Annotated in this window: 16 protein-coding genes; 7 read left to right on the top strand and 9 right to left on the bottom strand. The window is 45.7% G+C overall.

Annotated elements, in window-relative coordinates; translation table 11 throughout:
• Window positions 1–338: 338 nt before the first annotated feature.
• The 3 genes from AC5JL3_RS22995 to AC5JL3_RS23005 form a co-directional block, all read right to left on the bottom strand.
• On the bottom strand, window positions 339–950 hold the full coding sequence (locus tag AC5JL3_RS22995; RefSeq protein WP_496076693.1) for a tyrosine-type recombinase/integrase: 612 nt from the start codon (window positions 948–950) through the stop codon (window positions 339–341).
• A gap of 128 nt (window positions 951–1,078) precedes the next feature.
• Window positions 1,079–1,330: a hypothetical protein gene (locus AC5JL3_RS23000; RefSeq protein WP_496076694.1), complete on the bottom strand. Its 252-nt coding sequence runs from the start codon at window positions 1,328–1,330 to the stop codon at window positions 1,079–1,081.
• Complete coding sequence (locus AC5JL3_RS23005) at window positions 1,330–2,013, bottom strand: AAA family ATPase (RefSeq protein ID WP_496076695.1); 684 nt, start codon at window positions 2,011–2,013, stop codon at window positions 1,330–1,332. The genes AC5JL3_RS23000 and AC5JL3_RS23005 overlap by 1 nt, the downstream gene beginning before the upstream one ends.
• Before the next feature lie 734 nt (window positions 2,014–2,747).
• Between AC5JL3_RS23005 and AC5JL3_RS23010 the strand changes: the two genes are divergently transcribed.
• The 4 genes from AC5JL3_RS23010 (at window position 2,748) to AC5JL3_RS23025 (ending at window position 6,968) form a co-directional block, all read left to right on the top strand.
• Window positions 2,748–2,909 carry a hypothetical protein gene (locus tag AC5JL3_RS23010; protein ID WP_496076696.1) on the top strand — a complete coding sequence of 54 codons (162 nt, stop codon included), beginning with the start codon at window positions 2,748–2,750 and terminating at the stop codon, window positions 2,907–2,909.
• Between the two features lie 37 nt (window positions 2,910–2,946).
• A complete protein-coding gene (locus tag AC5JL3_RS23015) occupies window positions 2,947–3,228 on the top strand; it encodes a hypothetical protein (protein ID WP_496076697.1) in 282 nt (93 codons plus the stop codon).
• Between the two features lie 147 nt (window positions 3,229–3,375).
• Window positions 3,376–5,748, top strand: a complete 2,373-nt coding sequence (locus AC5JL3_RS23020; protein ID WP_496076698.1) for a DEAD/DEAH box helicase family protein — start codon at window positions 3,376–3,378, stop codon at window positions 5,746–5,748.
• Window positions 5,745–6,968 carry a restriction endonuclease subunit S gene (locus AC5JL3_RS23025; protein WP_496076699.1) on the top strand — a complete coding sequence of 408 codons (1,224 nt, stop codon included), beginning with the start codon at window positions 5,745–5,747 and terminating at the stop codon, window positions 6,966–6,968. The genes AC5JL3_RS23020 and AC5JL3_RS23025 overlap by 4 nt, the downstream gene beginning before the upstream one ends.
• Before the next feature lie 18 nt (window positions 6,969–6,986).
• Here the strand turns inward: AC5JL3_RS23025 and AC5JL3_RS23030 are convergent, their stop codons facing one another.
• Window positions 6,987–7,652 (bottom strand): Uma2 family endonuclease, encoded by a 666-nt coding sequence (locus tag AC5JL3_RS23030; RefSeq protein WP_496076700.1) that lies wholly within the window; start codon window positions 7,650–7,652, stop codon window positions 6,987–6,989.
• A gap of 109 nt (window positions 7,653–7,761) precedes the next feature.
• Between AC5JL3_RS23030 and AC5JL3_RS23035 the strand changes: the two genes are divergently transcribed.
• On the top strand, window positions 7,762–9,297 hold the full coding sequence (locus AC5JL3_RS23035; RefSeq protein ID WP_496076701.1) for a class I SAM-dependent DNA methyltransferase: 1,536 nt from the start codon (window positions 7,762–7,764) through the stop codon (window positions 9,295–9,297).
• A 117-nt stretch (window positions 9,298–9,414) separates the two neighbouring features.
• Here AC5JL3_RS23035 and AC5JL3_RS23040 read toward each other — a convergent pair whose 3' ends face one another.
• The 5 genes from AC5JL3_RS23040 to AC5JL3_RS23060 all read right to left on the bottom strand — a co-directional run bounded on the left by AC5JL3_RS23040 (window position 9,415) and on the right by AC5JL3_RS23060 (window position 14,531).
• Window positions 9,415–9,810 carry a helix-turn-helix domain-containing protein gene (locus AC5JL3_RS23040; RefSeq protein ID WP_496076702.1) on the bottom strand — a complete coding sequence of 132 codons (396 nt, stop codon included), beginning with the start codon at window positions 9,808–9,810 and terminating at the stop codon, window positions 9,415–9,417.
• Window positions 9,811–9,920: 110 nt separating this feature from the next.
• Window positions 9,921–10,220, bottom strand: a complete 300-nt coding sequence (locus AC5JL3_RS23045; RefSeq protein WP_496076703.1) for a type II toxin-antitoxin system HigB family toxin — start codon at window positions 10,218–10,220, stop codon at window positions 9,921–9,923.
• Between the two features lie 647 nt (window positions 10,221–10,867).
• Window positions 10,868–10,990 (bottom strand): hypothetical protein, encoded by a 123-nt coding sequence (locus AC5JL3_RS23050; RefSeq protein WP_496076704.1) that lies wholly within the window; start codon window positions 10,988–10,990, stop codon window positions 10,868–10,870.
• Window positions 10,987–13,785: a DUF3854 domain-containing protein gene (locus AC5JL3_RS23055; protein ID WP_496076705.1), complete on the bottom strand. Its 2,799-nt coding sequence runs from the start codon at window positions 13,783–13,785 to the stop codon at window positions 10,987–10,989. The genes AC5JL3_RS23050 and AC5JL3_RS23055 overlap by 4 nt, the downstream gene beginning before the upstream one ends.
• A 101-nt stretch (window positions 13,786–13,886) precedes the next feature.
• On the bottom strand, window positions 13,887–14,531 hold the full coding sequence (locus AC5JL3_RS23060) for a hypothetical protein (protein ID WP_496076706.1): 645 nt from the start codon (window positions 14,529–14,531) through the stop codon (window positions 13,887–13,889).
• Between the two features lie 42 nt (window positions 14,532–14,573).
• Here AC5JL3_RS23060 and AC5JL3_RS23065 point away from each other — a divergent pair, with 42 nt between their 5' ends.
• Complete coding sequence (locus AC5JL3_RS23065) at window positions 14,574–15,020, top strand: hypothetical protein (RefSeq protein WP_496076707.1); 447 nt, start codon at window positions 14,574–14,576, stop codon at window positions 15,018–15,020.
• A partial coding sequence (locus tag AC5JL3_RS23070) for a hypothetical protein (protein WP_496076708.1) occupies window positions 15,017–15,593 on the top strand: 577 nt, incomplete at its 3' end. The genes AC5JL3_RS23065 and AC5JL3_RS23070, both read left to right, overlap by 4 nt.

Below are 15,593 nucleotides of genomic sequence, written 5' to 3' on the forward strand. Positions count from 1 at the left end.
AGTCAGGTCTTCGGAATCCAGTAGGAGACATCATCATTCCGATAGAACCTAAGAAGACAGCGTTGAGAGCTATTAAAGAAGCGCTCTGATAAGCCCTGGTGCCTTGGCTGAAGATTTAGGCATAGAACCGAAAGCCTCAAATCTGAGTAATTCAATAAAAACAAGCATTCCAGCCGTCCACCATTGAACCTCAAAACCGAAAAAAAATGCCTTTGAAACTATCCGTCACCATGTCGCTACTCGTGTCCCTGCTGGTAATCGGTTCCTGTACAAGGAAAGAATCAAAGGACTGTGAACGATGTCACGACATTAGAGAGTGTCCTCAATGTCCGATCGGTTTATCTGATATTCCCGACATCGCCGATTACGGGCGATAGCAGCGATAAACTTGCCGCCGCTCCCAATACCTGCTCATCTCTCACTTCCAGGTACGCATTCAATTGCGTTAGGTCCCTATGCCCTGAATAGGTGGCAATCACCCGTATTGGTATATTTTGGTTGCTCATCTGCGTCAGTGCCGTGCGTCTAAACGAGTGAGTTGATACACCATCTATCCCAACACTTTGACAAGCCTTTCTCAATACCCTCGCGGCTGAGTCAGGGTTAAGATGTCCACTCTTGTCGTAGCGACCAGGAAACAGATAAAGGGAACCCGCTTCTGGATAATAGGCGCTCAGGAATGCCCTTAAATCAGCAATGATTGGGATGGTACGAGTCCCTAGTTGCCTTTTAGTGTTGCTTTTTCTGATTGTTAGGTGCGAGCGCACTCGACCCGATTTATCGAAAACATCTTCACTCAGGAGCGTACAGACTTCATTGATTCGAGCGGCACTAAATAACGCTGTTGCGAACAGACAGCGGTATAAAGTTGTTTGCAACCCAGAAGTAAACAACAACTGGATTTCTTGCTGAGTAAGTATCTTCCCTCGGCCGTGTCGGTTTCGCTTCAACTACCACTTTCCTATATCCCTGAAGAATGGTTTACAACAGTCGGGTAGAGTCTGTCCAGTGGGGATGACGGTTGTTACTTGCATTGTACTAACGGCGAAGATTGTATCAAAGTGGTACCACTAGGGAATCACTTTGATACAATCCTCTTCTCTCGTTTTACCTTCTCGTACAAGGCTTCCAGTATCCAGTTATGGCGGCTGGTCTTAGGTTGGCGTTTGCCAACGAGCTGGTCAATCTCTTCAAGTAAGTCAACGGGAATACGGACTCTAACTGATTGGATTTCTTTTTCAGATTCTTCAGAGAGCTTGTCATCTTCAACATTAGCCGCCTGAATCCATTGGTCAGTTTCTTCTGGCTTGGGTCGCTTTCTCAGAGCCATTATTGACGCCTCCTGTTTGGTTTGTGTTTGGTATCAAGCTGAGGGTCAAATAGTGTGTTGTATAGTGCCCAAAGTTCATCAATTGCTTTCGGATTGCGGGGGATATATTCAATTACTGAAACTCCCTTGGCGGTAGCATCTCTCCAAGCTTTACGGTCTACAAGGATGGCATCAATGTAGGTGAGTTGAGTCAGGTCTTGAATTAGTGCGATCGCATCTGTAATGTCTTTGCCCCTAGAGGGCGATTTATTGAGAAAACACAGGGCATGAAGTGATGGGTTGAAAGCACGACCTTCTTCTATTAGGGAAGCCACTTGTTCCAATGCCCAGAGATCGTAGCTAGAGGGAACAACGGGAATGGCATAAACCTGAGAGATGGCGATTGCCGCACGTTGTTCGACCGTATCACGACCGCCAACATCAATAATGATGTCATCATATTTAGAAGCTAAGTGCTGCACCTCATCCCGAACAGCAGTACTCTGCAATTGGATGGCGGTGTAGCCCGTGTCGCTGCTGGCTAGCGTTTCCTTTCGTGCCAGAGTGAAGTCTGAGGCACTGCGTTGTTTGTCGGCGTCAACCAGGAGAACATCATAGCCTTTAGTACTCCTACAGATTGCCAGGTTTGTCGCTAGAGTGGACTTGCCTTCCCCTCCCTTGACACCACCAAGGGTAATAATCATGATGACCGTGTGGTTCCAACGTGGTACCAGAATTGTTCCAAGTTTATACCATCAAGTTGGTTTTAAGGAAAGCTGATTCTTCCGGAGCCGGGTACAAGCCTGTTGAAAAGGAAGGTAAGTAGATGCACCCTGATGAATGCCCTTTGCCTCACGGCGAGGGTTTTTTGTTTGGGACGCAATTCGCTTTGCAGGTGGGCTGAACTGCGTCCCACATTGTTATGGCTTGTCCTTGTCCTCTTCTTCTTCCTCCTCCTCTTTGTGAAGGAAGTCAGCGGCTTTTCCTCCCATCAGCCCGACCACAGCTCCGATACCTGTTTGTCAAGTGGTCAGCCTGTTGCTACCCCAGCTCTTTGAAAGCCACTCCGCTAACTCGCCAGCGCTTCGTAGTTACAGAGGGCACATGACTTGTTAGGCTAAGCCGCTTCCGTAACGGGGTGGCTTAGTTTAACTCATTCTCGTTATTAAGAAGACGAAGCTTACCCCTGATTAAATTGGCAAGCGTAGATTTACGGAATCTTAAAACGTTTTCTCTTTAAATTCCAGTAAAAATGCAGTTTATTATTCAATAATTTTTTATTATTAATATCAAAAATATTTAAATAATTCCTGAGAAAAATCACTTAAATAAGAGGATTTCAATCACCTAAAACCCATAAACAAAAAAGTTTTCATAGGAAGAGTGAATCAAGGCACATCGCCTTGAGCGTCGAAATCAAAACAAGAAGGAGACAAATATGTGTGAACCTGTAACAACCTGTACATTAGGAGCAGCAGCTTTAAAAGGTGTTGCTTATGGAGCTGGGGCGGCACTTGGTGGTGCAGCTATATCAGAAGCTATCAAAGCTGTTAAGGAATCCAGTCCAAGAACCACTTCTCCAAAAGCTGCCACAGCCTAACTAAAAAGGTATTAGCAGTCAACGTTAGGGATTTTTGTTGACACAAAAACACCAGCTAGGTTATCTGACTAACCTAGCTGGTGGACTGAAAAAAGAACTCGTATCACAGATAAAGCAAGGAGTAAAAATGGAATTTTTTCTAACCTTACCACTGGCAATTAAAGTCACTTTGTGCCTCTCAGTGGTTGTCCTAGGAATTTTGTCAGTTTCAGCAGGTGCAACTCTTGTAGTTACAGGGATAGGTCTAGCTGCGGCTGCATGGCCTGTGACAGTAACAATTGCTCTAGGTGGATTATTCGTTATAACTCTCAGCTACTAAACAATCAAATCTTTGGTTGACGCTGTACTTTTTAGGGAATAAAACAGGAAATAAGCTGGTTTATATATCCCTAAAGAGGTGGCTTGAAGCATAACAGCGCTAGAAGCGATCGATTCTAGCGCTCAACGAACGTCGATGAGGTAAAGTGTGGGACTAAGTGAACAAGACACCCGCTCCAAGTTAATTGACCCAACTCTATACCAACGGGGCTGGACTGAGGAGTTAATCAAGCGTGAGGAGAATGCCGGGACGATTGAAATTATCGACGGCGAAGCTCACAAACAAAACAGAGGACGTGTAGACTATACCCTGCGGTTGCAAGTCAGTCCCGATAGTCAACCCGTAGCTGTGGCGCTGATTGAAGCGAAAAAAGAGGACTTGCCAGCGAATCACGGTTTAGAGCAGGTCAAGCGTTACGCCAAGGGGTTGAATGTTCCCTTCTTGTTCTCTTCTAACGGTCATTTATTTGTCGAGTACGATTGCATCACGGGCATCACGTCCCATCTGCGACCCTTGGCAGAATTCCCCACACCCGCTGAACTTCGCAGTCGTTACGAACAGCACCTGGGCTTTAGTCTGGATGAACCCGCTGCCCGTCCTCTGCTAACGCGCTACCGAGGTGGGGAAAGCGCACGACGGTATTATCAAGACGCGGCTATCCGTGCCACATTGGAAAAGATTGCTCAGTGTGAGACGCGATTCCTGCCGAAACGAGCGCTGTTATCGCTGGCGACCGGGGCAGGTAAGACGTTTATCGCCGTGAATATTCTGAGTCGGATTGCCGACGCGGGTCAACTGAGACGGGCGCTGTTTGTGTGCGATCGCGACGAACTGCGTTCTCAAGCAGCAGCGGCTCTGCAAATTATCTTTGGTGCCGATGCCGCTACGGTTTCCGCAGGTGACCCGAAAAAGAATGCCCGGATTCTGATTGCTACCTATCAAACCCTGGATGTCGATAATGAGGAGGACACTGCTAACTTCCTCACCACCCATTACCCAGAGAACTACTTCAGTCACATCATTATAGATGAGTGCCATCGGTCAGCTTGGGGTCAGTGGTCGCAGGTACTCACCCGCAATCCCGATGCTGTACAGATTGGTTTGACTGCCACACCGCGTGAGCTGGAGGTTCCCGAAAACACCAGGGAAAGTCAAGCCGATGCTCAGATTACGGCTGATAATATGCGGTATTTCGGTGAGCCTGTCTACGAATACGACATTGCTCAAGGCATTGAGGATGGCTACCTCGCCGCCTGTGAAATCCAATGCAGCCAGGTCAGTCTGGACGATACGGGCATCACAATTGAGGATATCTTAGCCCGAAATCCTGTAGACGCCGACACGGGACAACCCATCAGTGAGGCAGAGTTACGCAAACTGTACGAACACACCAGCTATGAGAACCGCATCCTCTTACCAGACCGCGTGCTGGCGATGTGTCGGGATTTGTTTAATTATCTGTTGTCAACCGGAGGACCAGAGCAGAAGACAATTATCTTCTGCGTGCGCGACCGCCATGCAGATGATGTAGCTACTGTAATGAATAACCTGTATGCCCAGTGGTGTCAGGAGAACGGCTTTAAGCGCGTTGAACCCTATGCTTTCAAATGTACCGCGAAGGGTTCTGGCAGTACTTACCTTGCTGACTTAAAGGGCAGTTCGCGATCGCACTTTATCGCCACTACGGTTGACCTGCTGACGACGGGGGTTGATGTCCCGGTGGTGCGGAATATCGCCTTTTTCAAATACGTCAACTCTCCCATTAGTTTTTATCAGATGGTAGGACGGGGTACCCGTCTGGATGCGGCGACACAGAAGCTGATGTTTCGCGTCTATGACTATACCAATGCTACCCGGCTATTCGGTCAGTCCTTCTTGAGTCGGTTAACAGCGCGGCGCACGTCCACCGGGGGGGAGGGGACACCTCAACCAACGGGTGAACGACAACAGCAGCGTACCATTTTAGTGGAAGGTTTTGATGTCAAGATTACCCCAGCAGGGCGCTACATTCTGACGATGGTGGACGGTCAAACTCTGCCCGTAACTATAGAGGAGTATAAGGAACGCTTGGCACAGAAGTTAGTGGAAACGGTGCCGAATCTCACGGATTTTCGCACGATTTGGGTGAATCGAGAGGAACGCAGACAGGCGATCGCTCAATTACCGGATGGGGGACGTTCTCCCCTGGTAGTGCGTGAGGTGGAGGATTTGGAAGATTGCGACCTCTATGATGTGCTGGCAGAGTTGGGCTATGGGTTGAATCGGCGTACTCGCATGGAACGAGTCGAGGCGTTTGCTTACAAGCACGTTGACTGGTTAAATGAGATGCCTGCACCCACAGCAGCTACGGTGAAGGCGCTAACCGCCCAGTTTACCCGTGCTGGCACTGAAGGGTTGGAGAATTCTAAGATTTTCCAGACGCCAGAGGTGAGAAAGGCTGGCGGGTTGGATGCGTTGAAGGTGTTGGGTAAGCCTGCTGATGTGTTGCGGGAAACGAAGGTGAGGTTATTTGCAGCGTGATAACAACTGAATTAATAAGCCAACAGGAGGATAAGAGGGAACTGCCTGATGGTTGGCGATGGGTCAAGTTAGGGGATGTGTGCGAGATAGTAATGGGACAATCCCCAGTCGGCACGTCCTATAACTCCCTTGGAAAGGGTGAACCTCTACTCAATGGACCAAGTGAATTTGGGTCAGTTCATCCAACTCCAGTTCAATGGACAACTGACCCAACCCGTTTTGCTGAACCGGAAGACATTCTATTTTGTGTTCGTGGTGCGACAACTGGACGTAAAAATATAGCCGACCAGCGCTACTGCATTGGACGAGGACTAGCAGCAATTCGAGGTAAGTCAGGACAGGCAATCAATGAGTTTTTATTCTTTTTGTTGGATGCTGTGACTTCTACCTTACTTCGGGAGACGGCTGGCTCTACCTTTCCTAATCTTCCTGGGGAAAAGCTTGAACGTTTTAAAATCCTCCTACCGCCATTTGATGAACAGAAGCGCATAGCGGCAATTTTGAATGAGCAGATGGAAGCGGTGGAGCGATCGCGTCAAGCAACCCTAGCCCAGTTAGAAGCAGCCATTGCTCTCCCCGCTGCCTACCTCCGTGCCGTATTCAATAGTCCAGAGGCTCAGAAGTGGGAAAGGAAACAACTAGGGGAACTTGCTCAATTTAAGAATGGGATTAATTTTACTGGTGACCAGAAAGGTCAAGGCACTTTGACTGTTGATGTTTTGAATATGTACTCAGACAGTGTTTATATCCAAATGGATAAGCTCTATAGAGTAGATATTAGAATTTCTGACGAATATTTACTCCATCCTCAAGACATTTTGTTTGTGCGTTCTTCTGTAAAAGAAGAAGGGGTAGCTTGGTCAGCTTGCTTTTCAGAGTACACCGAGCCTATTACATTTTGTGGTTTTCTCATCCGAGCGAGGCTAATTGAAGCAAATATACACCCGGAATTTTTAATTTATTATCTTCGTCAAGATTCTCTTAGGAGCTTGCTTATATCAAAGTCAGGAAGAGGAACAATCACTAATATCAATCAAGAGAATTTGAAAACTGTTACCGTTCCCACTCCACCCCTTGCTGTTCAGAAGCGTATCACAGCAACTCTCACCGAACAACTGGCAGAAGTTGAACACCTACAAAAATCCCTAAAATATCAACTCGATGCTATCAATAAACTACCAGCCACACTCTTACGTCGTGCCTTTAATGGAGAACTTTAAACCAACATTAGGGAACCCTTACTCATTCCCTGGCAACTCACCAAACTGTTCTTGATAACGCGCTAACAATTCCTCTGGCGTTAAAATCCGATTTCCTCTCTCGTCAAACCAATACAACCACTCGCGCTGTAATCCTCGATGACTGCCGATTCCCCGACCAATTCCCAACCCAATTTCTGGCATCCAGAATGGCTCACCAATTTGACGTTGATAACTTCCATTGACTAACTGATAAACCTCAAACGGTTCCTGTTGGTCTCTGCGCCAAAAATCTGGGTTATAGATGACGTAATATAAAACTCCTAATTTGGCATAAATTGATAGCTTATCGTCATACTCTCCCCCTGGCGTTTGGGAGACTATTTCTAAAACAAAAATGGGAACGATATCATTTTCTTCCCACACCACATAACTTTTACGTAACCGATTTCCCCGAATCCGCTCAACCCCCAAACTCAAGAAACCATCCGGCACAATCGGAACTCTGGGATTGATACCAGTGGTATGGTAAATTCCCATATTGACCCCAAAAAACCAATCAAAGCGCTGACCCAAAATGAAACCGAGAATCAACCCTAATAAATTGGGAACAAGAGTATGAAGTTCATTATCCACAGGCAACCCATCAGAGTCAGGCAATTCATCGCTTGTTGGTAAGCGGAGCTTGGGGTCAGATTGTACCATACCAATATCCCTCTCAACTCTGGTTTTATCTTAACTTAAAGGCACATAACCATTAGATTTGGGTGCTATCTATTTCCATAAATTTCTATTAACAATACTGGTCAATTTAATGGTAGGAACTAGAAAAAAAAGTAACGGCAAAAGCTTCATCACCCAACAAAGCCTGAATAGCTACATTAAAAGCATCTGCGACATCATGCGTCGCTCGAACTGCGCCGGGGCATTACAATACGTTCCAGAACTCACCTGGATTCTATTTTTGCGAATTCTCGACGAGCGAGAACAACAGGAAGCCGAAGAAGCCGAAGCAGTGGGTGAAGACTTCCAGCCGTCCTTAGAGCCACCCTACCGCTGGCAAGACTGGGCATCCCCAGCAGGCACGAAGCGCTTAGAACTCCAGATGGGTGCATTGGGCGGGTTCCTCACCTTTGTTAATAATGATCTAATTCCCCACCTTAGAAAACTGAAGAATCTACCCAACGCCTCCCCCAGACAGAAGATTATCAGTGAGGTGATGTCCGGTGTAGAACGGGTACGCCTGGACACGGAATTCAACCTGCTCAACGTCCTGGATAAAGTTCACGAAATCACCCAAATCGACCCGACTCATATCTTCCCCATCTCTCAAGTCTATGAAGGACTGCTGCTCAAGATGGGAGAGAAGAATAACGACGGCGGACAGTTCTTTACCCCCCGCGAGATTGTCCGAGCGATGATACAAGCGATTAATCCCCAAATCAATGAAAAGATTTGCGAAAAGATTTACGACCCCGCCTGTGGTACGGGCGGCTTCTTAGCTCAAGCCTACGAGTACATGAGAGCCGCGTTGGGGGATGAAATTACGGGTGAACAGCTAGAAACTCTAAAACTCCACACCTTCTACGGACGAGAAAAGGAAAACCTCATTTATCCCATTGCCCTCGCCAATCTCGCTTTACATGGTGTTGACCAGCCGAACCTGTGGCATGGTAACACCCTCACTGGTGGGGCGAACTATGCTGATTTATTCCAAGGGGCACCCGCGCTGTTTGATGTGATTCTGACCAATCCCCCCTTCGGCGGTAAGGAACACAAGGAAGTTCAGGCGCAGTTTGCTTACAAAACCAGTGCCACTCAGGTACTCTTCCTCCAGCACGTCATCAATAGCCTGAAGCCGGGGGGACGATGTGGCATTGTCCTCGATGAAGGGGTGTTGTTCCGCACTAACGAAACCGCCTTTGTCCAAACCAAGCGCAAGCTGCTGGATGACTGCGACCTCTGGTGTATCGTCAGTCTACCTCCAGGAACGTTTGTGGCAGCGGGGGGAGGAGTCAAAGCCAATATCCTGTTCTTCACCAGGGGTAAGTCTACCGAAAAGATTTGGTACTATGACCTGTCTGATATCAAAGTCGGCAAGAAAACCCCGCTAACAATGGCTCGCTTTGAGGAGTTTTTGAAGCTGCTGCCTCAGAGAGCGGATAGCGATCGCAGTTGGACAGTCACCCGTGAGGAAATAGAGGCGAAAAACTACGACCTCAAAGCGGTCAACCCGAACGCCAAGACAGAAGAAGACACCCGCACGCCAGGGGAACTGCTGGACTTCATTGAGATGAAAGGGATTGAGGTCACGTCATCCCTGGCGGTGCTGAGGAAATGGGAGAAGTAACGCAATCGTCTGTTGCTAGGGTAGTGCTAGGAACGGCGAAGTAGATAAAGACCCAAGCCGAGAACTGGCAGATTATCGCCTTAGCAACTACATCTGCTGGCAAACCTTCTTTGGTGGTTACTTTGGAAAAAAAGCAGCAGGCGAGATATGGAAGAACTCACCCATTTTCTTGATGTGGTTAACTGTAAGTTGGCGCTGTCCACTCAATACAGCAGACACAATAGATTCAGTTTTAAAGATAGGAACAAGGTCTTTTTGCCGTAAACCAAATTCTACGAGCAAGGCTTTTAATAGCTCTACACCATAAATATCGGGAATAGGCTCTTGAGTTTCTTCGTATTCACGAACCAATGTGCCTAATACGTTGAGGTATTCACGTTCATCAGAAGTCAATTCCCCTTTATCCAGCAGAGAATCAATCACTTCTTGAGTTGCCAGTAATTCTGATTCAGAAGTGATGGGGCGCGGGGGAAAAGCTTTAAGCAATTCAACATAATTACTAGAGTAAACCATTTAATTTTTTGCGATAAACCTTCTTAATCGAGTCTTGGGGATGGCAAATCATTTAGATTTACAATCCCCAGCCTCTATTTAAGCTCTGTTAAGAAAACAAAGCTTATTAATCAATACCACGTATCCTTTTTCCAAGCTTCTTCGTCATATTCAGCGTGAGTAAGGATATTACGAATGAATATTTTTTTGTATTTATAGTCTATGAATGTAATCAATCGATATTTGTTACCTCCAATATTAAAGATAATGAAGTTACCAACTTGGTCTGCTGAGGAAAATACTTCTTTTACCTCAACAATATTTTGCCAATCGGTTGTTTCGGCTACTTTACACCACAGTTGAAGAGAAGTTTTGGAGCTGGGGTGCTTTTCCCAAAACTTCTTGAGTTTGGATGTAGAGATGATATGCATTTACGGGTTTTCCTCTAGGACAAATTTTGATAGTCATTGGTTTACCTCGTGTGTTTGTGATTTTCTACTTCTCACATCCCGCACTTTACCTAGCACATCTAGCAATTGGGGAATTGCGACAAGGGGCTAAGGATTTAGGTATCTAAATCCTTAGCCCCAATTTCCAAAGGGCAGGATTTAGGCATCTAAATCCCCAACCCCCAATCTCAACTCCAAAATTGCTAGGTGTGATATGTAAGGGGGGATGCGATACTCTTCTAACTTAGCAAATTGCGAAGTTAGGGTCAAGGTACGAAGCAAATCAAAAACCTAATGTCCATTTCTTAGGGAATGTCGTAGGGCACAATGGCGGGTATCCTTCCCTAAGAAGCGATGCCCAAGACAATATCTCTCGATGCGATCGCACAAATGAACCGAAGGAAATTCATCGCTTTATGACAAAACAACTAGTGCAAGAAGGCAGAAGTAAGGAGGCAGAAGGCAGAAGGGAAGAAAGTTTGTACAGTAAGGTTTTTAACCTTTTTTCAGTGGTGGGTTATTTCTGCCGCACTGCACTAGCTTTAGCATCCAAATTTGGATATTACACGCGATGATTCCTCTGTTAGCAATGTGCTAAAACGGCAATAATTGCCGTTTTGCCCCACGTCTTACTCAAAACCTTCGGTTTTGATATGCAATAAGGACACACTGGAGGCGAAGCTTATTGAGAATGCGATCGCATCAAAGCCACAGCTATCACAGTCGTACTTTTGCAATTGAGTCGCCATCATGTGAACTCTAGACCAAGTTGGGTGATTTTGGCAGTCGCTTGGAGATGACGAAACTCAACAGGGAAGAAAAGTTTCACCCAGTCCTTCACCCAGGTCAGCTCATCCTTAGAAAACTCGCCTCCATTATCCCGATTGAGGGCAAACAAATCTTCTACGGTATTTGAAGCTCGGAACGATTCACGAATTGCCAGCGATCGCTTTTGGCTGGAACGCTCATTATCTGATTTGGGATTGGGGTAGGGCAAGACTTTGTTGTACGTCCCCCAACCATTAAGCTCATCGACCGCTGGCACCTGTAGCGGTTCTGTGGTGGGTGGAAGTATTTCAGGCAATGTAGAAGGCGATGTAGATGCAGCTTCACAGCTAGATTCTTTACTGGGAGCCAATTCGGGAGCAATGTAGATTTCTTCCGGCAAAACTTTTAAATTATCCGGTTTATCTTGCTCTTCTACTTGTAGCGCTTTTTTGTTCTCTAAAAAGTTTGGCAATTCATCTACATTACCTTCACTCGCCTTGTGCTGTATGAGTTTCGTAGCTTCATTCGTATCTTCAGATGAAGTACACAATGCAGATGGGATTTTTGATTCTGGAGGTGCAAAAAGCTCCTCAATCCACGGTTTATCGTCATCAGAGCCACCTTTACGCAACCGGATACCACGGATTATTGTTCCCGCTGCTTTGCGATCGCGAACTACATCCTCCCAGCCCATTACTTCATTGGCTATTTGCAAGAGGTTAGAGCTTAACTTCTTGTCGGCAACCGCCTTCTGCCCTGAATCACCGCAGCAATCCCGATAGTCCTCATATAGATCGCTGAGGAATTCATAACTATCAGGGTCATGAATAATTCGCTGGTTCGCCCAGGCAGCAACCGAGTTGACTTCACACTTCAACAGCCAATCTTCTCTTTTGAATTCTGGGATTTCAGCTTCTCCGATTCCTCGGATACGCTGGGTTACTTCGTCATCCGGCATTGCTAAGGCAACCGATGTTAGTGCGGTTAATTCACTTTCTAATACCTTCTCGATGGCGGCACTCCTCTTGTAGGAAGGAATTTTATTGTTGAATATGTTTAGGCACATTCTTCTGTCCAACCCGCTGGTATCTCCCGTGAAAATTGAAGAGTTGGACGTGATAACGAGAGTTCCATAAAAACGTGAAGCTGAGGGGGATTTATATATCTCTCTGTAAGACATCGTATCGCCCCCTGTATACGCCTTTACGTCCCCGTACTTTCCTAGTTGTTTGTCTTCATCCGGGCAAGTTACTAATTGCATATTAATGTTTTTGGCAATCTCGTAATCGTCTCCTAATTTTTCCAATCGGCTAGATGTATGATTTTCCTGCCCAACAATCTTCTCCAATAGTCGGCAAAAAGTTCCTTTGCCTGTCCCTGGTTTCCCAACTAAATACACGAACATCTGCAAATCATAGAAGCGGAACTTGATTACCCCGTTCACTATTGCCAGTAGCTTAAGAACTTTGCTCTCATCATTGTTCATTGCTTCCATTGCCCATTGGTAAAATGCGGGACAATTATTGGCTAATAACTGAATTGGAGTTGGGGCTTCAGTACTAAGAGTTAATGGGCGGTAATCACGTTGTAAGTGAGATATAAAGCGGAATCCAGGGCTGTGCTTGTGGATTTTGCCTGTCGCTACTTCCAAAACTCCATTGTTAAAGGCAATCCAATTCTTCCTGTCAAAGGTATTCCATTTCTTGACCCGCAACTGCCACTCTAAAAGTTCTGCTACATTCTTTAGGTAAGAAGGAGTGTTATATTCAATACCTCTACTTTCTACGGTATCGAAGAGTAGCTTCATAAAATCTTTAATGCTGAAGGCTTCCCAAATCTTTCCGTTAAAGACTCTCCATGTGTCTTGTTCTCCATGAAAAGCCCATTTCGGTTGATATTCCTCTGCAAGTTTTGTGGCTAATTGTTTTGGTGTAGGAGGTTTCTTAGCTTTTTTGATTTCATCTTCAGACGGTGCTTTGTATTGCTCTGAAATATCAGCTAATACCTGCCTGAAAGTTTCTATCCCTTTCTGTTTTATGTAATCATCCATCCCTTTACCGTCGTCTACTGCCCACTTGCCAGTAATTGAGTAGAGAGGGACATCAAACTTTCTTAATTGATGTATTAGCTTCCTTTCCGCTTCAACTACATTTTTGTTGGCAACACAATCAGCATCAAAGGCAGTGATAAAACCAAATCCTGCTTTAGCAAACTTTTCTAAGGAAGGAACTAAGTATCGCTTCCCTTGCGGGTCATTCTTGCTGCTGGTTAACCCCATCTCTACACCTAAGAGTGCGATTGTCGGGAGTCCATTAGATGTACCTGCAATCGCCTTGAACAGCCCTTCAGTGACAAGTAGGCAAGGATGCCCCTGAACCTTATAAGCACGTTCCTTAAGGGCTTCCATGTCTCGCCAGAATGCTTTATCGCTGGGATGGCTAGGAAGGATGGCATCGTAATCACCAGCGTATTCTTGAGGTGTGCGGTACTTAGGTGCCCTCTTCTTACCTGCTGACGTGTCGTGACCAGACAACCACGGGCGATCTGGCTTGAACTGAACTTGCCAGCCATCGCCTTGTAGAAGGATTCCAGGGGATTTTGCCGGATATCCTAATAGCTCGGTTGCCTTGTGGATACTAATGGAGCGACAGTTGGCGACTACCCAATCTAGAGGGAGCGATCGCTTTTCAATCAATTCCTTGTAGTGTGCTGCTAGTAAGGGATTAGGACATTCAAGTGTTGCGGTTGATGCTTGATTTGATACAGTAATAGTAGTCATGGGTTCCACTCATGAAAAATACAAGGAAGAGCGGTTCTGGTACGTCGCTAAACATTGCCGGAGCCGTTCTTTTTAATTTATTTGTGAAAAGATTTTACTCTTTAATCCGCATCGTCATCATCATCTTGCAGTTCAGATAACTCCTGTTTTGAAGTTTCCTCTGCTGTTCCTGCCTGGATTCTGTCCCACATTTCCTCGGATGAAATATTACGTCTCCTTGCTAGGTAGCTAACTCCTTCCTGAATCTGCTCTTTCTTTTCCACTAGAGAAGTTTGAAGGATGAATCTAGCTTGTGCAGATAGAGTATTTCTGGCTAAGAAGGCATCAGCTTTGAGCAAATGTTCGTAGTATTCACTCAACGGAGCCATCTTAAAGCGTTCGTCTTTCTTCGCACTCATAGTCTCAGGCACTTCTATGTGTCCCTTTGGCAGGGGTAGCCAATTATGCTCCAAAACAAGGGGTAACTCCATATAAATCTTGATAAAAAAGTAGTGGATACCGTTTGGACAGAAAATGTTACGTCCGTGTCCCATAATGCTATCATTGCGCTTAGGTAGAGGAGAAAATTTCACAAAAACAAATCGCTGGAGTGATTGGTGCGTAAGGCAGTGCATCACTTCGGAGGAGATTTTTTTGTCTTTTTTTCCGCCAATGCAAAGGCAATGCATCTGCAATCCGTTGCTGTATGCGTAACTAATGCGCTTAGGAGGCAAACATAAACGCTCATGCATTACCAACGTCATCATCCTGCGGTATTGCACCGTGATGACTAATCGCTAAATAAGGAGGTGATCGTACTGGCTACGATATCCGATGCACGTATTGAATACGAATTGATTTTTGGTCGCTGCACTGATAACCATTGGCGGAAGATTCAGAAGATTTTGCAAAAGAATCAGATGGAAGTTACGCCTAAAAACGTCAAATTTTTCGCAGAGATTAGAAAAATAATTCCAAGATGTGCGATTGGTGTTGATGGAATTCTTACGTGTTACTCCAAAGCAGAGAAACTATTAAGCAATACATCCAAAAACATCACCGGAGTAGAAGTTTTAAATCTACTTTCTACTTATGGGATAAAACCACATCAATCTACTGTGACGAGATGGTTTCGACACTTAGGAGGATATAAACGCGATCGAGAATATTCGCCAGAAGATTTAAAGCCAATTCTCACGAATGCATTCATCTACAAAGCTATCCACGCTCACGATTTAGAGGAGTTGTCCTCATGAAGACTTTCGTTAAGCGTCTACAAACCCGTGCCAGCAGAAAAGGAATTAAAGTTTCCCTGCAACAAGTTCGGGACATTTATCAAGCTGTTGTGACTGACCTAGAAAGTCCAACAGAGGAGGAGATGAAGATAGTTTTATCTAAGCTGGAATTGTCCACTCAAAACGTATGCGAGTTAGTAGCAATACCTGAACCTGCAATTACTGAAATCACAGAGGAAAGTAATGCCGATGTTTGGGAGTTGGTACAGCCAGAAGAGAACACGATCGCACTTGACCCAGCAGAGCCAGCAGAGGAAAGCTTAGCTATTGGTGTACAAGAATCTTCCGAGGTACTCCCTAATGAAGAGGTGACCTACTTAGATCGCAGTGAACCGCAACGGGCATTAGAAAAAACTGGTGGATTGACATTGCAGGAGACAGATAAACGCTCACTTATCCAGCAGCAAGCCTCATCATTAAGCGTCGAGTTAGATACTGCGGAACTAACCACGGTAGCTGGACATATTGCAGATAATTATAGCAGCTTTGAAGATGCGTGTCGTCGTATCCAGTCCGTAATCCTCATGGTATTAG

It is taken from the genome of Symplocastrum torsivum (genome assembly GCF_059505465.1).